At 64.2% G+C, this 16,439-nt stretch carries 14 protein-coding genes; 13 read left to right on the top strand and 1 reads right to left on the bottom strand.

Features of this window, described 5'->3' with window-relative positions:
• Positions 1-28 precede the first annotated feature (28 nt).
• The 9 genes from AWB66_RS16345 to AWB66_RS16305 all read left to right on the top strand — a co-directional run bounded on the left by AWB66_RS16345 (position 29) and on the right by AWB66_RS16305 (position 9,680).
• Positions 29-1,795: an ABC transporter permease gene (locus AWB66_RS16345; RefSeq protein ID WP_087631228.1), complete on the top strand. Its 1,767-nt coding sequence runs from the start codon at positions 29-31 to the stop codon at positions 1,793-1,795.
• Positions 1,788-2,855, top strand: coding sequence for an ABC transporter ATP-binding protein (locus AWB66_RS16340; protein WP_087631229.1), 1,068 nt, complete (start codon positions 1,788-1,790; stop codon positions 2,853-2,855). The genes AWB66_RS16345 and AWB66_RS16340 overlap by 8 nt, the downstream gene beginning before the upstream one ends.
• A 107-nt stretch (positions 2,856-2,962) precedes the next feature.
• On the top strand, positions 2,963-4,039 hold the full coding sequence (locus AWB66_RS16335) for a porin (protein ID WP_087631278.1): 1,077 nt from the start codon (positions 2,963-2,965) through the stop codon (positions 4,037-4,039).
• Positions 4,040-4,156: 117 nt separating this feature from the next.
• The gene (hutH, locus tag AWB66_RS16330) at positions 4,157-5,686 is read left to right on the top strand and encodes a histidine ammonia-lyase (RefSeq protein WP_087631230.1); all 1,530 of its coding nucleotides are present in this window, start codon (positions 4,157-4,159) and stop codon (positions 5,684-5,686) included.
• Positions 5,683-6,378 (top strand): histidine utilization repressor, encoded by a 696-nt coding sequence (gene hutC, locus AWB66_RS16325; RefSeq protein ID WP_087631231.1) that lies wholly within the window; start codon positions 5,683-5,685, stop codon positions 6,376-6,378. Before hutH ends, hutC begins: the two co-directional genes overlap by 4 nt.
• A complete protein-coding gene (locus AWB66_RS16320) occupies positions 6,378-6,971 on the top strand; it encodes a HutD/Ves family protein (RefSeq protein WP_087631232.1) in 594 nt (197 codons plus the stop codon). The genes hutC and AWB66_RS16320 overlap by 1 nt, the downstream gene beginning before the upstream one ends.
• Positions 6,968-8,347: a formimidoylglutamate deiminase gene (locus tag AWB66_RS16315; protein WP_087631233.1), complete on the top strand. Its 1,380-nt coding sequence runs from the start codon at positions 6,968-6,970 to the stop codon at positions 8,345-8,347. The genes AWB66_RS16320 and AWB66_RS16315 overlap by 4 nt, the downstream gene beginning before the upstream one ends.
• 28 nt (positions 8,348-8,375) lie before the next feature.
• Positions 8,376-9,179: an N-formylglutamate deformylase gene (hutG, locus tag AWB66_RS16310; protein WP_087631234.1), complete on the top strand. Its 804-nt coding sequence runs from the start codon at positions 8,376-8,378 to the stop codon at positions 9,177-9,179.
• 189 nt (positions 9,180-9,368) lie between these two features.
• Entirely contained in the window at positions 9,369-9,680 is a 312-nt protein-coding gene (locus AWB66_RS16305) for a DUF4148 domain-containing protein (protein ID WP_087631279.1), read from the top strand.
• An 84-nt stretch (positions 9,681-9,764) separates the two neighbouring features.
• Here the strand turns inward: AWB66_RS16305 and AWB66_RS16300 are convergent, their stop codons facing one another.
• A complete protein-coding gene (locus AWB66_RS16300; RefSeq protein ID WP_087631280.1) occupies positions 9,765-10,469 on the bottom strand; it encodes a TetR/AcrR family transcriptional regulator in 705 nt (234 codons plus the stop codon).
• 349 nt (positions 10,470-10,818) lie between these two features.
• Between AWB66_RS16300 and AWB66_RS16295 the strand changes: the two genes are divergently transcribed.
• The 4 genes from AWB66_RS16295 to AWB66_RS16280 all read left to right on the top strand — a co-directional run bounded on the left by AWB66_RS16295 (position 10,819) and on the right by AWB66_RS16280 (position 16,423).
• The gene (locus tag AWB66_RS16295; protein ID WP_087631235.1) at positions 10,819-12,111 is read left to right on the top strand and encodes a Zn-dependent hydrolase; all 1,293 of its coding nucleotides are present in this window, start codon (positions 10,819-10,821) and stop codon (positions 12,109-12,111) included.
• A 96-nt stretch (positions 12,112-12,207) separates the two neighbouring features.
• Positions 12,208-13,542: an NAD(P)-dependent oxidoreductase gene (locus tag AWB66_RS16290; protein WP_087631236.1), complete on the top strand. Its 1,335-nt coding sequence runs from the start codon at positions 12,208-12,210 to the stop codon at positions 13,540-13,542.
• A 39-nt stretch (positions 13,543-13,581) separates the two neighbouring features.
• Positions 13,582-14,868 carry an NAD-dependent dihydropyrimidine dehydrogenase subunit PreA gene (gene preA / locus AWB66_RS16285; protein ID WP_087631237.1) on the top strand — a complete coding sequence of 429 codons (1,287 nt, stop codon included), beginning with the start codon at positions 13,582-13,584 and terminating at the stop codon, positions 14,866-14,868.
• 43 nt (positions 14,869-14,911) lie between these two features.
• Positions 14,912-16,423: an NCS1 family nucleobase:cation symporter-1 gene (locus AWB66_RS16280; protein ID WP_087631238.1), complete on the top strand. Its 1,512-nt coding sequence runs from the start codon at positions 14,912-14,914 to the stop codon at positions 16,421-16,423.
• Positions 16,424-16,439 lie beyond the last annotated feature (16 nt).

Raw genomic sequence — 16,439 nt, 5'->3', positions numbered from 1 at the left:
TGCGCTTGCAAGGCGCAGGGGGACACTCATGCTTACATCCAGCACAAACGACCCGGGCGCGGTCCTGTCGACCAACGGCGAGGGCAAGGTGCCGAAGCTGCCCGAGGGTGGCTTACGCGGCCTCGCCGCGACGTCCCGCTGGATCGTGATCGCGGTGCTGACGGTCGCGGTGCTGCTGCCGCTTTCGTTCATCGTGTTCCAGAGCCTCTTGAACGCGCCGTTCTTCGATGTCAACAAGACGCTCGGCATCGCGGGCTTCAAGTTCATTTTCGAAGATCCCGACTTCTGGTCGGCGGTGAAGAACTCGTTCATCATCGCGGGCGGCATGCTGTTCATCTCGATCCCGCTCGGCGGCATTCTCGCGTTCCTGATGGTGCGCACCGATTTGCCGGGCCGCCGCTGGCTCGAACCGCTTCTGCTCACGCCGGTGTTCGTCTCGCCGATGGTGCTCGCGTTCGGCTATGTCGTCGCGGCCGGTCCGGTCGGCTTCTATTCGGTCTGGTTCAAGGAACTGTTCGGCGCTGAAAATGCGCCCTGGTCCATCTATTCGATTTTCGCGATCACGATCATCGTCGGCTTGACGCATGTGCCGCACGTGTACCTGTATTCGTCGGCGGCGTTGCGCAATCTCGGCTCGGATGTCGAGGAAGCGGCGCGCGTCGCGGGCGCACGGCCGTTTCGCGTCGCGCTCGACGTCAGCCTGCCGATGACGATGCCCGCGCTGCTCTTCGCAGGCGTGCTCGTATTCTTCCTCGGCTTCGAAGTGTTCGGCCTGCCGCTCGTGCTTGGCGATCCCGAAGGGCACCTCGTGCTCGCGACTTACCTGTACAAGCTCACCAACAAACTCGGCGTGCCTTCGTATCACCTGATGGCGGCGGTCGCGGTGTGCATCATCGCGATCACGTTCCCGCTCGTGCTGCTGCAACGGCGCCTGCTCAAGAGCGCGAGCAAGTTCGTGACGGTCAAGGGCAAGGCGGGGCGCCAGACCGTGCTGCCGCTCGGAACATGGCGCTGGGTCGCACTCGCGATCGTCACGCTGTGGCTCTTTCTTACCGTGTTCGTGCCGCTCTCGGGCATCGTGCTGCGTGCGTTCGTGACGAACTGGGGCGAGGGCGTCGCGTTGCGCGAAGTGCTCACGGTCGCCAACTTCGTCGATCTCTTCGAGCAGGACAACCTCGTGCGCGCGATCCTCAACACGCTCGGCATCGGCGTGATCGGCGGGGCGCTCGCAGTCGGCTTCTATTCGCTCGTGGCGTTCGCAGGACATCGCCGCAACGACTGGGGCACGAAGCTCCTCGACTATCTCGTGCTGCTGCCGCGCGCCGTGCCCGGCTTGCTCGCCGGTCTCGCGTTCCTCTGGATCTTCCTCTTCGTGCCGGGCATCAAGGAACTGAAGAACTCGATGTGGAGCATCTGGATCGCGTACACGGTCGTGTGGCTCGCCTACGGCATGCGCCTGATTCAAAGCGCCTTGCTTCAGGTCGGGCCCGAGCTGGAAGAAGCGGGACGCAGCGTCGGCGGCACGCGCGCCCGCGTGAGCCTCGATGTGACGCTGCCGCTCGTGCGCTTCGGCCTGCTTGCCGCGTGGCTTCTGATCTTCATGATCTTCGAGCGTGAATATTCGACGGCGGTCTACCTGCTGTCTCCCGGCACCGAAGTGATCGGCGCGCTGCTCGTCTCGCTGTGGGCGACGGGCGCAGTCGATCAGGTCGCGGCCCTTTCAGTCATCAACATCGCGATGGTCGGCGCCGGTCTTGCCGTGGCATTGCGCTTCGGAGTGAAACTTCATGGATAAGCTCATCGTCGACAATCTGTTCCTGAGCTACGGCACCAATCCGATTCTGAAGGGCGTGTCGTTCGAACTGAAGGCAGGCGAGGTGGTGTGCCTGCTCGGCGCGTCGGGCAGCGGCAAGACCACGCTGTTGCGCGCGGTGGCGGGTCTCGAACAGCCGTCGGAGGGCCGCATCAGCCTCGATAAGCAGGTCTTCTTCGACGGCGCGAAGCACATCGATTGTCCCGTCGAGCAGCGCTCGCTCGGGCTCGTGTTCCAGTCGTATGCGCTGTGGCCGCACAAGACGGTCGCGGACAATGTCGGCTATGGACTCAAGCTGCGCAAGGTGTCGGGCGCGGAGCAGAAGCGCCGCGTGCAGAGCGCGCTCGATCAACTCGGCCTCGGCCATCTTGCCGCGCGCTTCCCGTATCAACTGTCGGGCGGGCAGCAGCAGCGCGTGGCGATTGCGCGCGCGCTCGTCTACAACCCGCCCGTCATTCTGCTCGACGAGCCGCTCTCGAACCTCGATGCCAAGCTGCGCGAGGAAGCGCGTGCGTGGCTGCGTGAACTGATCGTGTCGCTGGGATTGTCGGCGCTGTGCGTCACGCACGACCAGACCGAAGCGATGGCGATGTCGGACCGAATCCTGCTGTTACGCAATGGCCGCATCGAACAGGAAGGCACGCCAGCGGAGCTTTACGGCTCACCGCGTTCGCTCTACACCGCAGAATTCATGGGCAGCAACAACCGCATCGACGCGAAAGTGAAGTCGATCGACGGCGAACGCGTGATGCTCGCGGGCGACGGGTTCCAGCTCGAAGCACGCGCACGCGAAGCCTTGCAGCCGGGACAGGACGCGCAGGCCGTGATCCGCCTGGAGCGCGTGCAGGTCGCGGACGGCCCCGGCGCGAACCGCGTGCAGGCGAACCTCGTGACCTCGATGTATCTCGGCGACCGCTGGGAATACCTGTTCCATTGCGGCGACCTGCGCTTTCGCGCATTCGGTCACACGCCGCGCGACCCGGGCAATCACTGGGTCGAGTTTCCTGCCAACGACTGCTGGGCGTTTGCTCAAGCCAGCTAGATCCAGACCGATTCTCTGATCCGAAGCGAAGTCCCGCGCGCGCGTATGCGTGTCGCGCGGGCATGCGCGCGCGCATCGAAAACAAAAATCACAACGGAGGAAGACGCATGAAACGCAGCAGCATCCATCTCGCCGCGATCGCATCGTTCGCGGGCATCGCAGGCAGCGGCACGGCGCATGCGCAGTCGAGCGTCACGCTGTACGGCATCGTCGATGCCGGTGTCGAGTATGTGAACCACGCAAGCCCGGACGGCGGCGCCGCGCGCCTCGTGTCGGGCGGCAAGAACACGTCGCGCTTCGGCATGCGGGGCGCCGAGGATCTGGGCGGCGGCCTGAAGGCCGTGTTCCAGTTGGAAAGCGGCATCAACATCGCGAACGGGCAACTGGATGACGGTCCGAACGCGCTCTTCGACCGTCGCGCGACCGTCGGATTGAAGCACAATACCTATGGTCAGGTAATTCTCGGCCGCACCTTCACGACGACCTACGACTACATGCTGCCGTTCGATCCGATGGCCTACGCGCCGAACTATTCGTGGGCGACCAGTTCGACGGCGACCGGCGGCCGCAAGGACGGACTCTTTTCGCGCTCCGCGAACGCAGTGCGCTACGACGGCGAGTTCAGCGGCTTCAAGGTCGGCGCGATGTACGGCTTCGGCAACGTGCCGGGCAGCATGAAGACAAGTTCGAAGTACGACTTCGGCCTCGGTTACGAGCGCGGCGCATTCGCGGTCGTCGCGACCTTCGACCGCCAGAACGGCGCAAGCGAGAGCGTCACGCCCGCCGACACCACCCGCTATATCCAGGGCATCCACGCGGGCGCGAGCTACGACTTCGGCGCGGCCAAGGTGATGGCGGGCTATCGCAACTATCGGCGCACGTTCAACACACTCGCCGAGACGCTGCGCAGCGACATGTACTGGTTCGGCGGCTCCTACGACTTCGCGCCGGACTTCACGGTGTATGCGGCCGTCTATCATCAGGACATCAAGGGCGCGACCGACGGCGACCCGACCCTGCTCTCCGTGCGTGCGAACTATTCGCTCTCGAAGCGCACGACGCTCTATCTCTCGGGCGGCTACGCCTTCGCTGCGAACGACCAGAACGTGAGCCTCTCGCGCGACCTGACCGGAGCGGCGGACACGCAGGCCGGGGTGACGGCGGGCATCCAGCATCGGTTCTAGGCGTCAAATCTGTATAGACAACGCGCCGCGAGGCGTCAGTGAATTCCCTAATGACCTCTTGTTTATAGGATAAGGGCCGTTTAGACTTGGCTCTAACTTGTATAGACAGGATGAGCCATGATCAAGCTGACGCCCGGTTTTCTGACGCTGCCGCAATTGCGCCGCATCGCACGCGGTTCCGACTCGCTGGAACTCGATCCGGCGAGCTTCGCCGCCATCGACGCGAGCGCGAAGGCCGTCGCCGACATCGCCGCGAAAGGCGAGCCGGCCTACGGCATCAACACGGGCTTCGGGCGGCTCGCGAGCACGCACATTCCCGCCGACCAGCTCGAATTGCTGCAACGCAATCTGGTGTTGTCGCACGCGGTGGGCGTCGGCGAGCCCATGTCGCGACCGGTCGTTCGCCTTCTGATCGCGCTCAAGCTGTCGAGCCTCGGGCGCGGTCATTCGGGCATCCGTCGCGAAGTCATCGACGCGCTCATCACGCTTTTCAACGCCGACGTTCTACCGGTGATCCCGGTCAAGGGCTCGGTCGGCGCGTCGGGCGATCTCGCGCCGCTCGCGCACATGTCGACGGTGTTGCTCGGCATCGGCGAAGTGATGATTCGCGGCGAACGCGCGAGCGCGCTCGACGGTCTGAGCGTCGCCGGTCTCAAGCCGCTGAACCTGCAGGCCAAGGAAGGCCTCGCGCTGCTGAACGGCACGCAGGCGTCGACGGCGCTCGCGCTCTACAACATGTTCGCGATCGAAGACCTGTTCCGCACCGGGCTCGTCGCGGGCGCGCTGTCCGTCGATGCGGCGGCCGGTTCGGTCGTGCCCTTCGATGCGCGCATCCACGACTTGCGCGGCCATCGCGGACAGATGGATGCAGCCTCCGCCTATCGCACGCTGCTCGAAGGTTCGGGCATCAATCTCTCGCACGCGGATTGCGACAAGGTGCAGGACCCGTACAGCCTGCGTTGCCAGCCGCAGGTGATGGGCGCGTGTCTGGACCAGATGCGCCACGCGGCCGACGTGCTGCTGATCGAATCGAACGCGGTCTCCGACAACCCGCTCATCTTCCCCGATACTGGCGAAGTGCTTTCGGGCGGCAACTTCCATGCGGAACCCGTCGCGTTCGCCGCCGACAACCTCGCGCTCGCGGCCGCCGAAATCGGCGCGCTGGCGGAACGCCGCATTGCCTTGCTGATCGACGCCACGCTGTCCGGTTTGCCTCCGTTCCTCGTGCGCGATGGCGGCGTCAATTCCGGCTTCATGATCGCGCACGTCACGGCGGCCGCGCTCGCGTCGGAGAACAAGACGCTCGCGCATCCGGCGTCCGTCGATTCGCTGCCGACCTCGGCGAACCAGGAAGATCATGTGTCGATGGCGACGTTCGCGGCGCGCAAGCTCGGCGACATCGCGAGCAACACGGCCAACATTCTCGCGATCGAACTGCTCGCGGCGGCGCAGGGCGTCGACTTGCGCGCGCCGCACGAGACCAGCCCGCGCCTCATCGACGTGATGAAGACGCTGCGCGCGAAGGTCGCGCACTACGATATTGACCACTACTTCGCGCCGGACATCGCGGCGATCGCGAAGCTCGTCGAAGGCGGCGAGATCGCGAAGCACAGCCCGTTCGAGTTCGCGTCGGAACAGACTGCATGAATACGCCTGCCTATCAGGAGATCAAGGACTACATCCTGACGCGCATTCATATCGGCGAGTGGCGGGAGGGCGATCAGGTGCCCTCCGAAAACGAACTGGCGCGCGAGTTCAAGGTCGCGCGCATGACGGTCAATCGCGCGGTGCGCGAACTGACCGCCGAACAAGTGCTCACGCGCGTGCAGGGCGCGGGCACTTTCGTGGCAACACCGAAATATGCGTCGACGCTGGTCGAAATCCGCAGCATCTCCGACGAGATCGCCGCGCGCGGACATACGTATCGCGCGGACGTGCTGCATCTGGGCGCATCGATCGTCGACGAACTGCTCGCCGATGAAATGCAGCTTGCGGTAGGCAGCCCCGTGTTTCATTCGCGCGTGCTGCACTTCGAAAACGGCGAGCCGGTGCAGATCGAGGAGCGGCACGTGAACCCCGTGCTCGCGCCCGAATACGCGCGGCAGGACTTCACGACGATCACGCCGAACCAGTACCTGATGGCGGCGGCGCCGTTGCAGCGCGTCGAGTATCGTATCGAGGCCGCGATTCCTTCCGACGACACGCGCCGCTCGCTCGCGATGAAAGAGCATGAGCCGTGTCTCTTGCTGCATCGGCGCACGTGGTCGCGCGACGCGGTGGCATCGGTCGCGAACCTGTGGCATCCCGGCGACCGCTATCAGTTCACCGGACACTTCTGATGAACCTGATCCGTGGCGAATCGCTCGTGCCGGCGCCCTGGAAAAACGGCGGCGGCGTGACGCGCGAAATCGACGCCGAGCCGAAAGGCGCGGCGCTCGATGCGTTCGCGTGGCGCCTGAGCATCGCTAACGTCGATATGCCCGGCGCCTTCTCGACGTTTGCGGGCATCGACCGCACGCTGGTGCTGCTCGAAGGCGCGGGCATGCGGCTGCATGAAGCGAACGGCCGCACGCATGCGCTGGACACGCCGCTCGCGATGGCCTCGTTCGCGGGCGAAACGCCGATCGACGCGACACTCGTCGACGGCCCGACACGCGACTTCAACGTGATGGTGCGGCGCGATCGCGCGCGAGCGACGGTGCGGGCGCATCGTCGCGAATCGCGCATCGTGCCTGCCGATGACGTCACGATCATCTTCTGCGTGCAAGGCGAAATAGCGGTCGCGCTGGACGGCGAAACGCGCTTTACGCTCCAGCCCGACGACACGCTTCGCCTCGATGCATCGACTGCGCGCGAGTGCGTCGTGACTTGCATGCAGCATGAAGCGTCGTGGCTGCAGATCGGTATCGTCATAACGGACCCTTCACGATGACTTCACTCTTCGCGGATCACGCGCGTCTTCCCGATGGCTGGCAGCGCGACGTGCTGCTCGAATGGAACGACGAAGGCACGCTCGTCGCGGTCACGCCGGACAGTCCGATGCCGCCCGCTACGCCGCGCGCCGCAGGCCCGGTCATCGCCGGCATGCCGAACCTTCATTCGCACGCGTTCCAGCGCGCGATGGCGGGGCTCACCGAGTATCGCGCGAGCGCGACCGATACGTTCTGGAGCTGGCGCGACCTGATGTACCGCTTTGCCGCGAAGGTCGGTCCCGAGACGCTTGCACCGATCGCCCGCTGGCTCTACATCGAAATGCTCAAGGCGGGCTATACGTCGGTGTGCGAGTTCCACTACGTGCATCACGCGAGCGACGGCACGCCCTACGCGAATCGCGCCGAACTCGCGCAGTGTGTCGTGGATGCGGCGGGGCACGCGGGCATCGGCATGACGATGTTGCCGGTGCTCTATCAATACAGCGGCTTTAGCAAGAGCGCGCCACGCGACGATCAGCGGCGCTTTCTCAACACGCCGGAACAGTTGCTCGACCTGCTCGATGCGTTGCGGCGCGCGCGGCCGGAGAACGGCTCGCGACGTTATGGCGTCGCGCCTCATTCGTTGCGGGCGGTATCGGACGATTCGCTTCGCACGTTGATCGAAGGACTCGACGCGCGGTTCGACCGCGCGCCCGTGCACATCCACATTGCGGAGCAGACGGCCGAAGTCGACGCATGCATCGCGGCGAGCGGACAGCGCCCGGTGCAATGGCTGCTGGATCGCTTCGATCTCGACGATCGCTGGTGCCTCGTCCACGCGACCCACATGGACGCCGACGAGACCGCGCGACTGGCCGCGAGCGGCGCCGTCGCGGGCCTGTGCCTCACCACCGAGGCGAATCTCGGCGACGGGCTCTTTCCGGCTCGCGATTATCTCGCGGCGGGCGGCCGTATCGGCGTGGGCTCGGACAGCCATATCGGCGTCGACTGGCGCGCGGAATTGCGGCTTTTGGAATACGGCCAGCGTCTCTTGCGGCGCGAGCGTAACGTGCTCGCATCGGCGACGCAAAGCCGTCCCGCAGATCGTCTCTTCGACGCGTCGCTCGAAGGCGGCGCGCGTGCGAGCGGCCGCGCGACGGGCGCGTTGATGGCGGGCAAGCGCGCGGACTGGATCGTGCTCGATGCGGATCATCCGGGCATCGCGGGGCACGATCGCGAGACGTGGCTGTCGAGCATCGTGTTCGGCGAGCATGGGAACACGCCGGTTCGCGATGTCTATGTGGGCGGGCGTAAAGTGGTCGATGACCGCCGTCATGCGGATGAGGAAGACGCGTTTGCGCGCTACCGCGCGGCGCTGGCGTCGCTCTTGCTATGAGCGCGCCACGAACCTAGAGACCACGAACATGAACGACTCGACTATCTACACGCTGGAACGCGGCACGGCGCCGCTCCTGATCTCGATTCCGCATCGGGGCACGCGCATTCCCGAAGCGCTCGCCGCCGACATGACGCCAGAAGCGCTGCGCGTCGACGATTGCGACTGGCATCTCGAACGTCTCTATGCGTTCGCAAAGGGCCTGGGCGCATCGGTCCTGCTGCCTGAATACGCGCGCTATGTGATCGACCTGAACCGGCCGCCCGACGACGCGAATCTCTATCCCGGCCGCGACACGACCGGCCTGTGCCCCGTCGATACGTTCGACAAGGCGCCGCTTTACCGGCCCGGACGCGCGCCGGATCGCGCCCAGATCGACGCGCGGCGCGCGACTTACTGGCAGCCTTATCACGATGCGTTGACGCAGGAACTCGCTAGCTTGCGAGCGAAACACGACCGCGTGCTGCTGTGGGAAGCGCATTCGATCCGATCGGTCGTGCCGCGCTTTTTCGACGGACGTTTGCCGGACTTCAACTTCGGGACCGCCGATGGCACGACCGCCGTCGCGGGCCTGGCGGACATGCTGGCCGAGATCGTGAAGCAGGACGGACGCTACACGGCGATAGCGAACGGTCGTTTCAAAGGCGGCTACATTACGCGACGTTATGGTCAGCCGGCCGAGGGCGTGCATTCGGTGCAACTCGAATTGACACAGGCGACGTACATGGAAGAGACGCTGCCCTTCGCCTACGATGAAGCGCGTGCGTCGCAAGTCCAGCCTCTGCTGGAACGGCTTGTGAGCGCCGCACTGGAGCGCGTCGCCGCCTCATAAAGCGCGTCAATCGCGCCGATAGACGCAGTAACACTATTGTGAAACAGACAATAATGTTTCGCGCAAATAGGGGTTTCCCCTAGATGAGCCCACGCCTAAACTTGTTTTCAAGCAAAGCGAATCAGAAACTTAATAAAAGGCTTCCGGTTCCTTGCATTTCTCAAAACAAGATATTGGAGGTTCATCATGATCAAGGCATTCGTTCCCGCACTCGTCATCGCTTCGGCTCTGGCTGCTCCGACGTTCGCGTTCGCTCAAAACAACGCACCCGTCACGCGCGCCGAAGTTCGCGCCGAACTGGTTCAACTCGAACGCGCTGGCTACAACCCGTCGACGGATCGCGTGAATTACCCGCAGAACATTCAGGCAGCGCAAGCTCGCGTGAACGCCGAACAAGGCAATGCGGCGACTGGCTACGGTCCTTCGACCGCCGGTAGCTCGGCTTCGGGCCTGCGCGTTGCACCGACGTCCGGTCCCGACTCGATCTACTTCGGTCACTAAGCCAAAGTGGTTCGACGCGAAGCCTTCGCGGCTTCGTGATGCTTAAAGAAAATCGCCTGACGCTTCCAAGCGTCAGGCGATTTTCTATGTGCGCGTCGCCTGGCTGTCCGCTGGCGACACCGCTCCGCATGCGCGAATCACGAGCCGTACGACTTCTTCCGTCGCGGTATCGAAGGCCTTTTGCGTCAGCGCGCGCTTGCCCTTTAGCGCGCGGATCTGCGCGTCGAAGTCGGCGTAGTGCTGCGTCGTTGCCCAGATCAGAAACATGAGCGTCTGCGCGTCGACCGGCGCGAGCAGTCCGCGCGCGACCCAATGTTCGATCACGCTCACGCGCGAATCGAGCCAGGGCTTTACGCGTTCCCCCAGGATGTCCTGCATGTGCTGCGCGCCGTGAATGATCTCGCTCGCCCACACCTTCGAGCCGAGCGGCCGGCGCCTCGACAATTCCATCTTCGCGCGCACATAACCGCCGATTGCTTCGACCGGGTCGTCGCTGCATTCGAACGTATCGGCCGCGCGATGCCAGTCTTCGAAGACGTCTTCGAGCACACGCCGATAGAGTGCGAGCTTGGTCGGAAAGTAGTAATGCAAGTTGGCTTTGGGCAAACCCGCGCGCTCCGCGATCATCGCGGTGCTCGCGCCCTCCAGTCCGCGTTCGGCGAACACCGCTTCCGCACACGCCAGCAAGTGGGCTTCGTTCGATTCGCGAATGTGCGCCTTGCGGCGCCGCAAAGGCGCAGCGGCGGTGTCGCTTTCTAGTGCGTCGGCTGCTGCATCGTCGTGTCTCATCGTTTCGCCTCGCGCGGCTTGCAAGCCCTGTCGCGCCTGTTCCACTCATATCGGTCCGTTCGCTTAACGCGGCTCCATCCAGCGAACAGGCTTGTTAAAAAGCGCCATGTTGCGTCGCAATGGCACGCTTCTCGCTCTGTATTGCAGCACACGAAACACATTGATTTGCTTATTTTAATCGGCTACAACCTGTCCAACCGGACAGGATTCGCTAAGCAGCGGAACGCAGCATCAGGATCATCCCTTAGAAAGAAAAAAAGTGCACCGGCTACGTGCGGCAGCGCGCCACGATGCTACGCGGATGCACCAGTTTCATGTCCCCTCAGCCACGATTGAAGGAGCGAATCGAATGAACGCGGTAACGGATGCAACTACGAATGCAAACGAAGCGGCTGGTCTCGATACATCGCTCCAAGTGAACGGTCAGCGCCTGTGGGACAGCCTGATGACGATGGCAAAAATCGGCGCGACGCCTAAAGGCGGTGTCTGTCGTCTCGCGCTGACCGATCTCGACCGCGAGGGCCGCGATCTCATCGTGAGCTGGGCGAAGGAGGCGGGCTGCACGATCAGCGTCGATCAGATGGGGAACGTCTTCATGCGCCGCGCCGGACGCAACCTCGATGCGCTGCCGGTCATCACGGGTTCGCACGCGGATTCGCAGCCGACGGGCGGCCGCTTCGACGGCATCTATGGCGTGCTCGGTGGCCTCGAAGTGATCCGCACGCTCAACGATCACGCGATCGAGACCGAGCATCCGATCGAAGTCGTGATCTGGACCAATGAGGAAGGCTCGCGCTTCGCACCGGCGATGGTCGCATCGGGCGTGTTCGCCGGGGTCTTCACGCTGGACTACGGTCTTTCGCGCAAGGACGTGGACGGCAAGACGATTGGCGAGGAACTCAGGCGCATCGGCTATGCAGGCGATGTGCCGTGCGGCGGACGTCGACTGCATGCGGCTTTCGAACTTCACATCGAACAGGGGCCGATTCTCGAAGCGGAGAAAAAGACGATCGGCGTCGTCACGGATGCGCAGGGCCAGCGCTGGTACGAGATCACGCTGACGGGCCAGGAAGCCCATGCAGGTCCGACGCCGATGCCGCGCCGCAAGGACGCATTGCTCGGCGCGTCGCGCGTGGTCGATCTCGTCAACCGCATCGGCCTCGATCATGCGCCGCTCGCCTGCGCGACGGTCGGCATGATGCAGGTCCACCCGAACTCACGCAACGTGATTCCAGGCCGCGTGTTCTTCACCGTCGACTTTCGTCATCCCGACGATGCCGTGCTCGCGCAGATGGATGCCGAACTGCGCGAAGGCGTTGCGCGCATCGCGGACGGCATCGGCCTTCAGACCGAACTCGAACAGATCTTCTATTACGCGCCCGTCGCGTTCGACGCAGCCTGCGTGAAGTCCGTGCGCGCGGCTGCGGAACGCTTCGGCTATTCGCATCGCGACATGGTGTCGGGCGCGGGACACGACGCGTGCTATCTGTCGCAAGTTGCGCCCACGTCGATGGTCTTCGTGCCTTGCGTCGATGGCATCAGTCACAACGAGATCGAAGACGCATCGCAGGAATGGATCGAGGCGGGCGCCAACGTCCTGCTTCACGCGATGCTCGGACGCGCATCCGAACCAGCCTCGTAACGCCTGATCAACTTCGCTGTTGCAGCGCCGTCCCGGCTTCGCGTTGCGCGAAGCCGGCGGGCACGGCTACGTCTTCATCTTGACGAAGGAACGCGTATGACCATGAAGCAAACCGGCGACATTGCGGCGCATCGCCTCTCGCAGGAACAGCTCGCGTGCGAGTTCTCCGACGTCGCGCCCTTGCTCGACGCGACCGCCGCCGCGGCGGCATCGAGCCGCTGTCACTATTGCTACGACGCGCCGTGCATTCAGGCGTGCCCGACGTCCATCGACATCCCGAGCTTCATCCGCAAGATCGGCAACGGCAATTTGAAGGGCGCGGCGACCGACATTCTCTCGGCAAATCCGCTTGGCGGCATGTGTGCGCGGGTCTGCCCGACAGAGATTCTTTGCGAAGGCGCATGCGTACGCAATCATCCGGGCGACAAGCCGGTCGCGATCGGCGCACTTCAGCGGCACGCCACCGACTGGGCGATGGCGCGCGGCGAACATCTGTTCAAACGCGCCGCCGATACGGGCCGGCATATCGCGGTCGTCGGCGCGGGACCCGCGGGGCTCGCATGCGCACATCGCCTTGCGCTTGCCGGCCATCGCGCGACGATCTTCGATCCGCGCGCGAAGCCCGGCGGTCTGAACGAATACGGCATCGCGGCGTACAAGACCGTCGAGGACTTCGCGCAGCGCGAAGTCGAATGGCTTTACTCGATTGGCGGCATCGAACTGAAACAGGGCGTGATGCTAGGCCGCGATGTGACGCTCGACGATCTTCGCAAGCAATACGACGCAGTGTTCCTCGCGATCGGACTTGGCGGTGTACGTGCGCTTGCGCTCGATGGCGAAGCGCTCGAGGGCGTGATGAACGCGGTCGATTTCATCGAGCAAGTGCGGCAGGCCGACGATCTCGCGACCGTGCCCGTCGGCCGGCGCGTGGTGGTGATCGGCGGCGGCAACACGGCGGTCGACGCGGCGGTGCAAAGCCGCAAGCTCGGGGCGGATTCGGTAACGATGGTGTATCGACGCGGCGTCGAACAGATGAGCGCAACCTGGGCCGAGCGCGAGTTCGCGCAGATGAACGGCGTCACGCTCGTCACGCATGCGCGGCCGATACGCATGATCGGTGCCGATGGTCGCGTGAGCGCCGTCGAGTTCGAGCGCGAAGGCGAGCGCTTCATGATCGAAGCCGACATGGTGCTGAAGGCGATCGGCCAGACGCTCGTCGCTGTCGGACTGGAGAACGAACTGCTGACGCTCGACGGCAACCGCATCGCCACCGATGAAAACCGTCAGACGACGCTCGCCAAAGTATGGGCCGGCGGCGACTGCGCGAGGCACGAAGGACTCGACCTCACGGTGCAGGCGGTGCAGGACGGCAAGCTCGCGGCGGCGTCGATCGATGCTTCGTTCGCGCTGACCGCCATCAAGGCCGCCTGACCGGCAAGACCCCACGAACACGATACGGAGCCCATCGACATGGCCGACCTGCGTTGCACGATTGCCGGCATCACTTCGCCGAATCCTTTCTGGCTTGCGTCCGCGCCGCCCACCGACAAGGCCTACAACGTCAACCGCGCCTTCGAGGCGGGTTGGGGCGGCGTCGTGTGGAAGACGCTCGGACTCGATCCGCATGTGGTGAACGTCAGCTCGCGCTATGGCGCGGTGCAGTGGAACGGCCAGCGCATGGCGGGACTGAACAACATCGAACTGATCACCGACCGTCCACTCGACGTGAACCTGCGTGAGATCGCGCAAGTGAAGCGCGACTGGCCGGACCGCGCGCTGATCGTCTCGCTGATGGTGCCCTGCAACGAGCGCGACTGGAAATGGATCCTGCCGCTCGTCGAGGACACGGGCGCTGACGCCGTCGAACTCAACTTCGGCTGTCCGCATGGCATGAGCGAGCGCGGCATGGGCGCGGCGGTCGGCCAGGTGCCGGAGTATGTCGAGATGGTCACGCGCTGGGTCAAGGAAGGCACGAAGCTGCCGTGTCTCGTGAAGCTCACGCCGAACATCACCGACATTCGCGTCGGTTCGCGCGCCGCGTACAAGGGCGGCGCGGACGGCGTATCGCTCATCAACACGATCAACTCGATCGTCGCGGTCGATCTCGACGAGATGGCGCCGATGCCGACCGTCGACGGCAAGGGCACGCACGGCGGCTATTGCGGACCGGCGGTCAAGCCGATCGCGCTCAACATGGTTGCGGAAATCGCACGCGACATCGAAACGCCGAACCTGCCGATCTCCGGCATCGGCGGCATCACTAACTGGCGCGATGCCGCCGAGTTCATCGTGCTGGGTGCGGGCAGCGTACAGGTGTGCACGGCGGCGATGCACTATGGATTTCGGATCGTCTCCGATCTCGCCGACGGCCTCTCGAACTGGATGGACGAGAAGGGCTACGCCACGCTCGACGACATCCGCGGCCGCGCGGTGTCCAACGTCACGGACTGGAAGTACCTGAACCTCAAGTACGACATCAAGGCGCGCATCGACCAGGACAAGTGCATCAAGTGCGGCCTGTGCCACATCGCATGCGAAGACACGTCGCACCAGGCGATCACGCGCGAGAAGGACGGCGTGCGTCATTTCGACGTGGTGGATGCCGAATGCGTCGGGTGCAATTTGTGCATGCATGTTTGCCCGGTCGAGCAATGCATCACGATGGAGCGCGTGGACGCGGGCGAATACGCGAACTGGACCACGCATCCGAACAACCCGGCGCGCGTCGATGCCGAAGAGCCCGCCAAGGCGGCTTGACATTGAAAGTCGCCATCACAACGATTCGAGTGGAGATGCATCGATGAACCAGACTGCGCATGACGTCGATCCGGGCTTCGCGGCCAGCGCGCAAGGCAGCAGCCTCTATAACGACGATCTCGCGCCGACCGGTCCCGCGCAACGCACGTGGAAGTGGTATCACTTCGCCGCGCTATGGGTCGGGATGGTGATGAACATCGCGTCGTACATGCTTGCAGCGGGTCTCACGGAAGAGGGCATGTCGCCGTGGCAGGCGGTCGCGACCGTGCTGCTCGGCAACCTGATCGTGCTCGTGCCGATGCTGTTGATCGGCCATGCGGGCGCCAAGCACGGCATTCCGTATGCGGTGCTCGTGCGCTCCTCGTTCGGCACGCAGGGCGCGAAGCTGCCCGCGATGTTGCGTGCGATCGTCGCGTGCGGATGGTACGGCATCCAGACCTGGCTCGGCGGCAGCGCCATCTACACGCTCGCGAACATTCTCACGGGCAACGCATTGCACGGCGCGGCGCTGCCGTTCATCGACATCTCCATCGGCCAGTTCGCGTGCTTTCTCGTATTCTGGGCGTTGCAGATCTACTTCATCGTGCATGGCACCGATTCGATCCGCTGGCTCGAAAGCTGGTCCGCGCCGATCAAGGTCGTGATGTGCATCGCGCTCGTGTGGTGGGCCACGTCGAAGGCAGGCGGCATCGGCTCGATGCTCTCGGCGCCTTCGCAGTTCGTCGCGGGCGGCAAGAAGGAGGGGCTCTTCTGGGCCACCTTCTGGCCCGGTCTCACCGCGATGGTCGGCTTCTGGGCCACGCTTGCGCTCAATATTCCCGACTTCACGCGCTTCGCCCGCTCTCAGCGCGATCAGGTGATCGGACAGTCGATCGGCTTGCCCGGACCGATGGCGCTCCTCTCGGTGATCTCGGTCGTGGTCACGTCGGCTACGGTCGTCATCTATGGCAAGGCCATCTGGGACCCGATCGACCTGACGAGTCGCATGACGGGCATCGGCGTGGGGATTGCGCTCGTCATCCTGACGCTCGATACGATGTGCTGCAACCTGGCGGCGAACCTCGTCGGTCCCGCCTACGATTTTTCGAGCCTCTGGCCGAAGGGCATTTCGTATCGCGCGGGCGGCATGATTACCGCGACCATTGCCATCGTGATGATGCCGTGGAAGATTCTCGCGACGACGCAGGGTTATATCTTTACGTGGCTCGTCGGCTACTCGGCGCTGCTCGGCCCGGTCGCGGGCATCCTGATGGTCGATTACTTCCTGATTCGCGGGACCCGGCTCGATCCGCGCGAACTCTTCGACGAGAACGGCGAATACAGCTATACCGGCGGCTGGAACATCGCGGCGGTCGTGGCGCTCGTGATCGGCGTGCTGCCGAACCTGCCCGGCTTTCTGCATACCGCCTTTCCGGCATCGTTTCCGAGCGTGCCGGCGTTCTTCAACACGCTCTACACCTATGCGTGGTTCGTGGGGCTCGCGCTTGCGTCGATCGTCTATGGCACATGGATGAAGCTGCGCAAGAGCCCCAGCACGCGCGTCGCGAGCGCATGACTTTCCGAGGAGACAG

Source organism: Caballeronia telluris, from assembly GCF_001544495.1.
Taxonomy (GTDB): domain Bacteria; phylum Pseudomonadota; class Gammaproteobacteria; order Burkholderiales; family Burkholderiaceae; genus Caballeronia; species Caballeronia telluris.
This window is presented reverse-complemented; position numbering and strand designations above follow the sequence as displayed.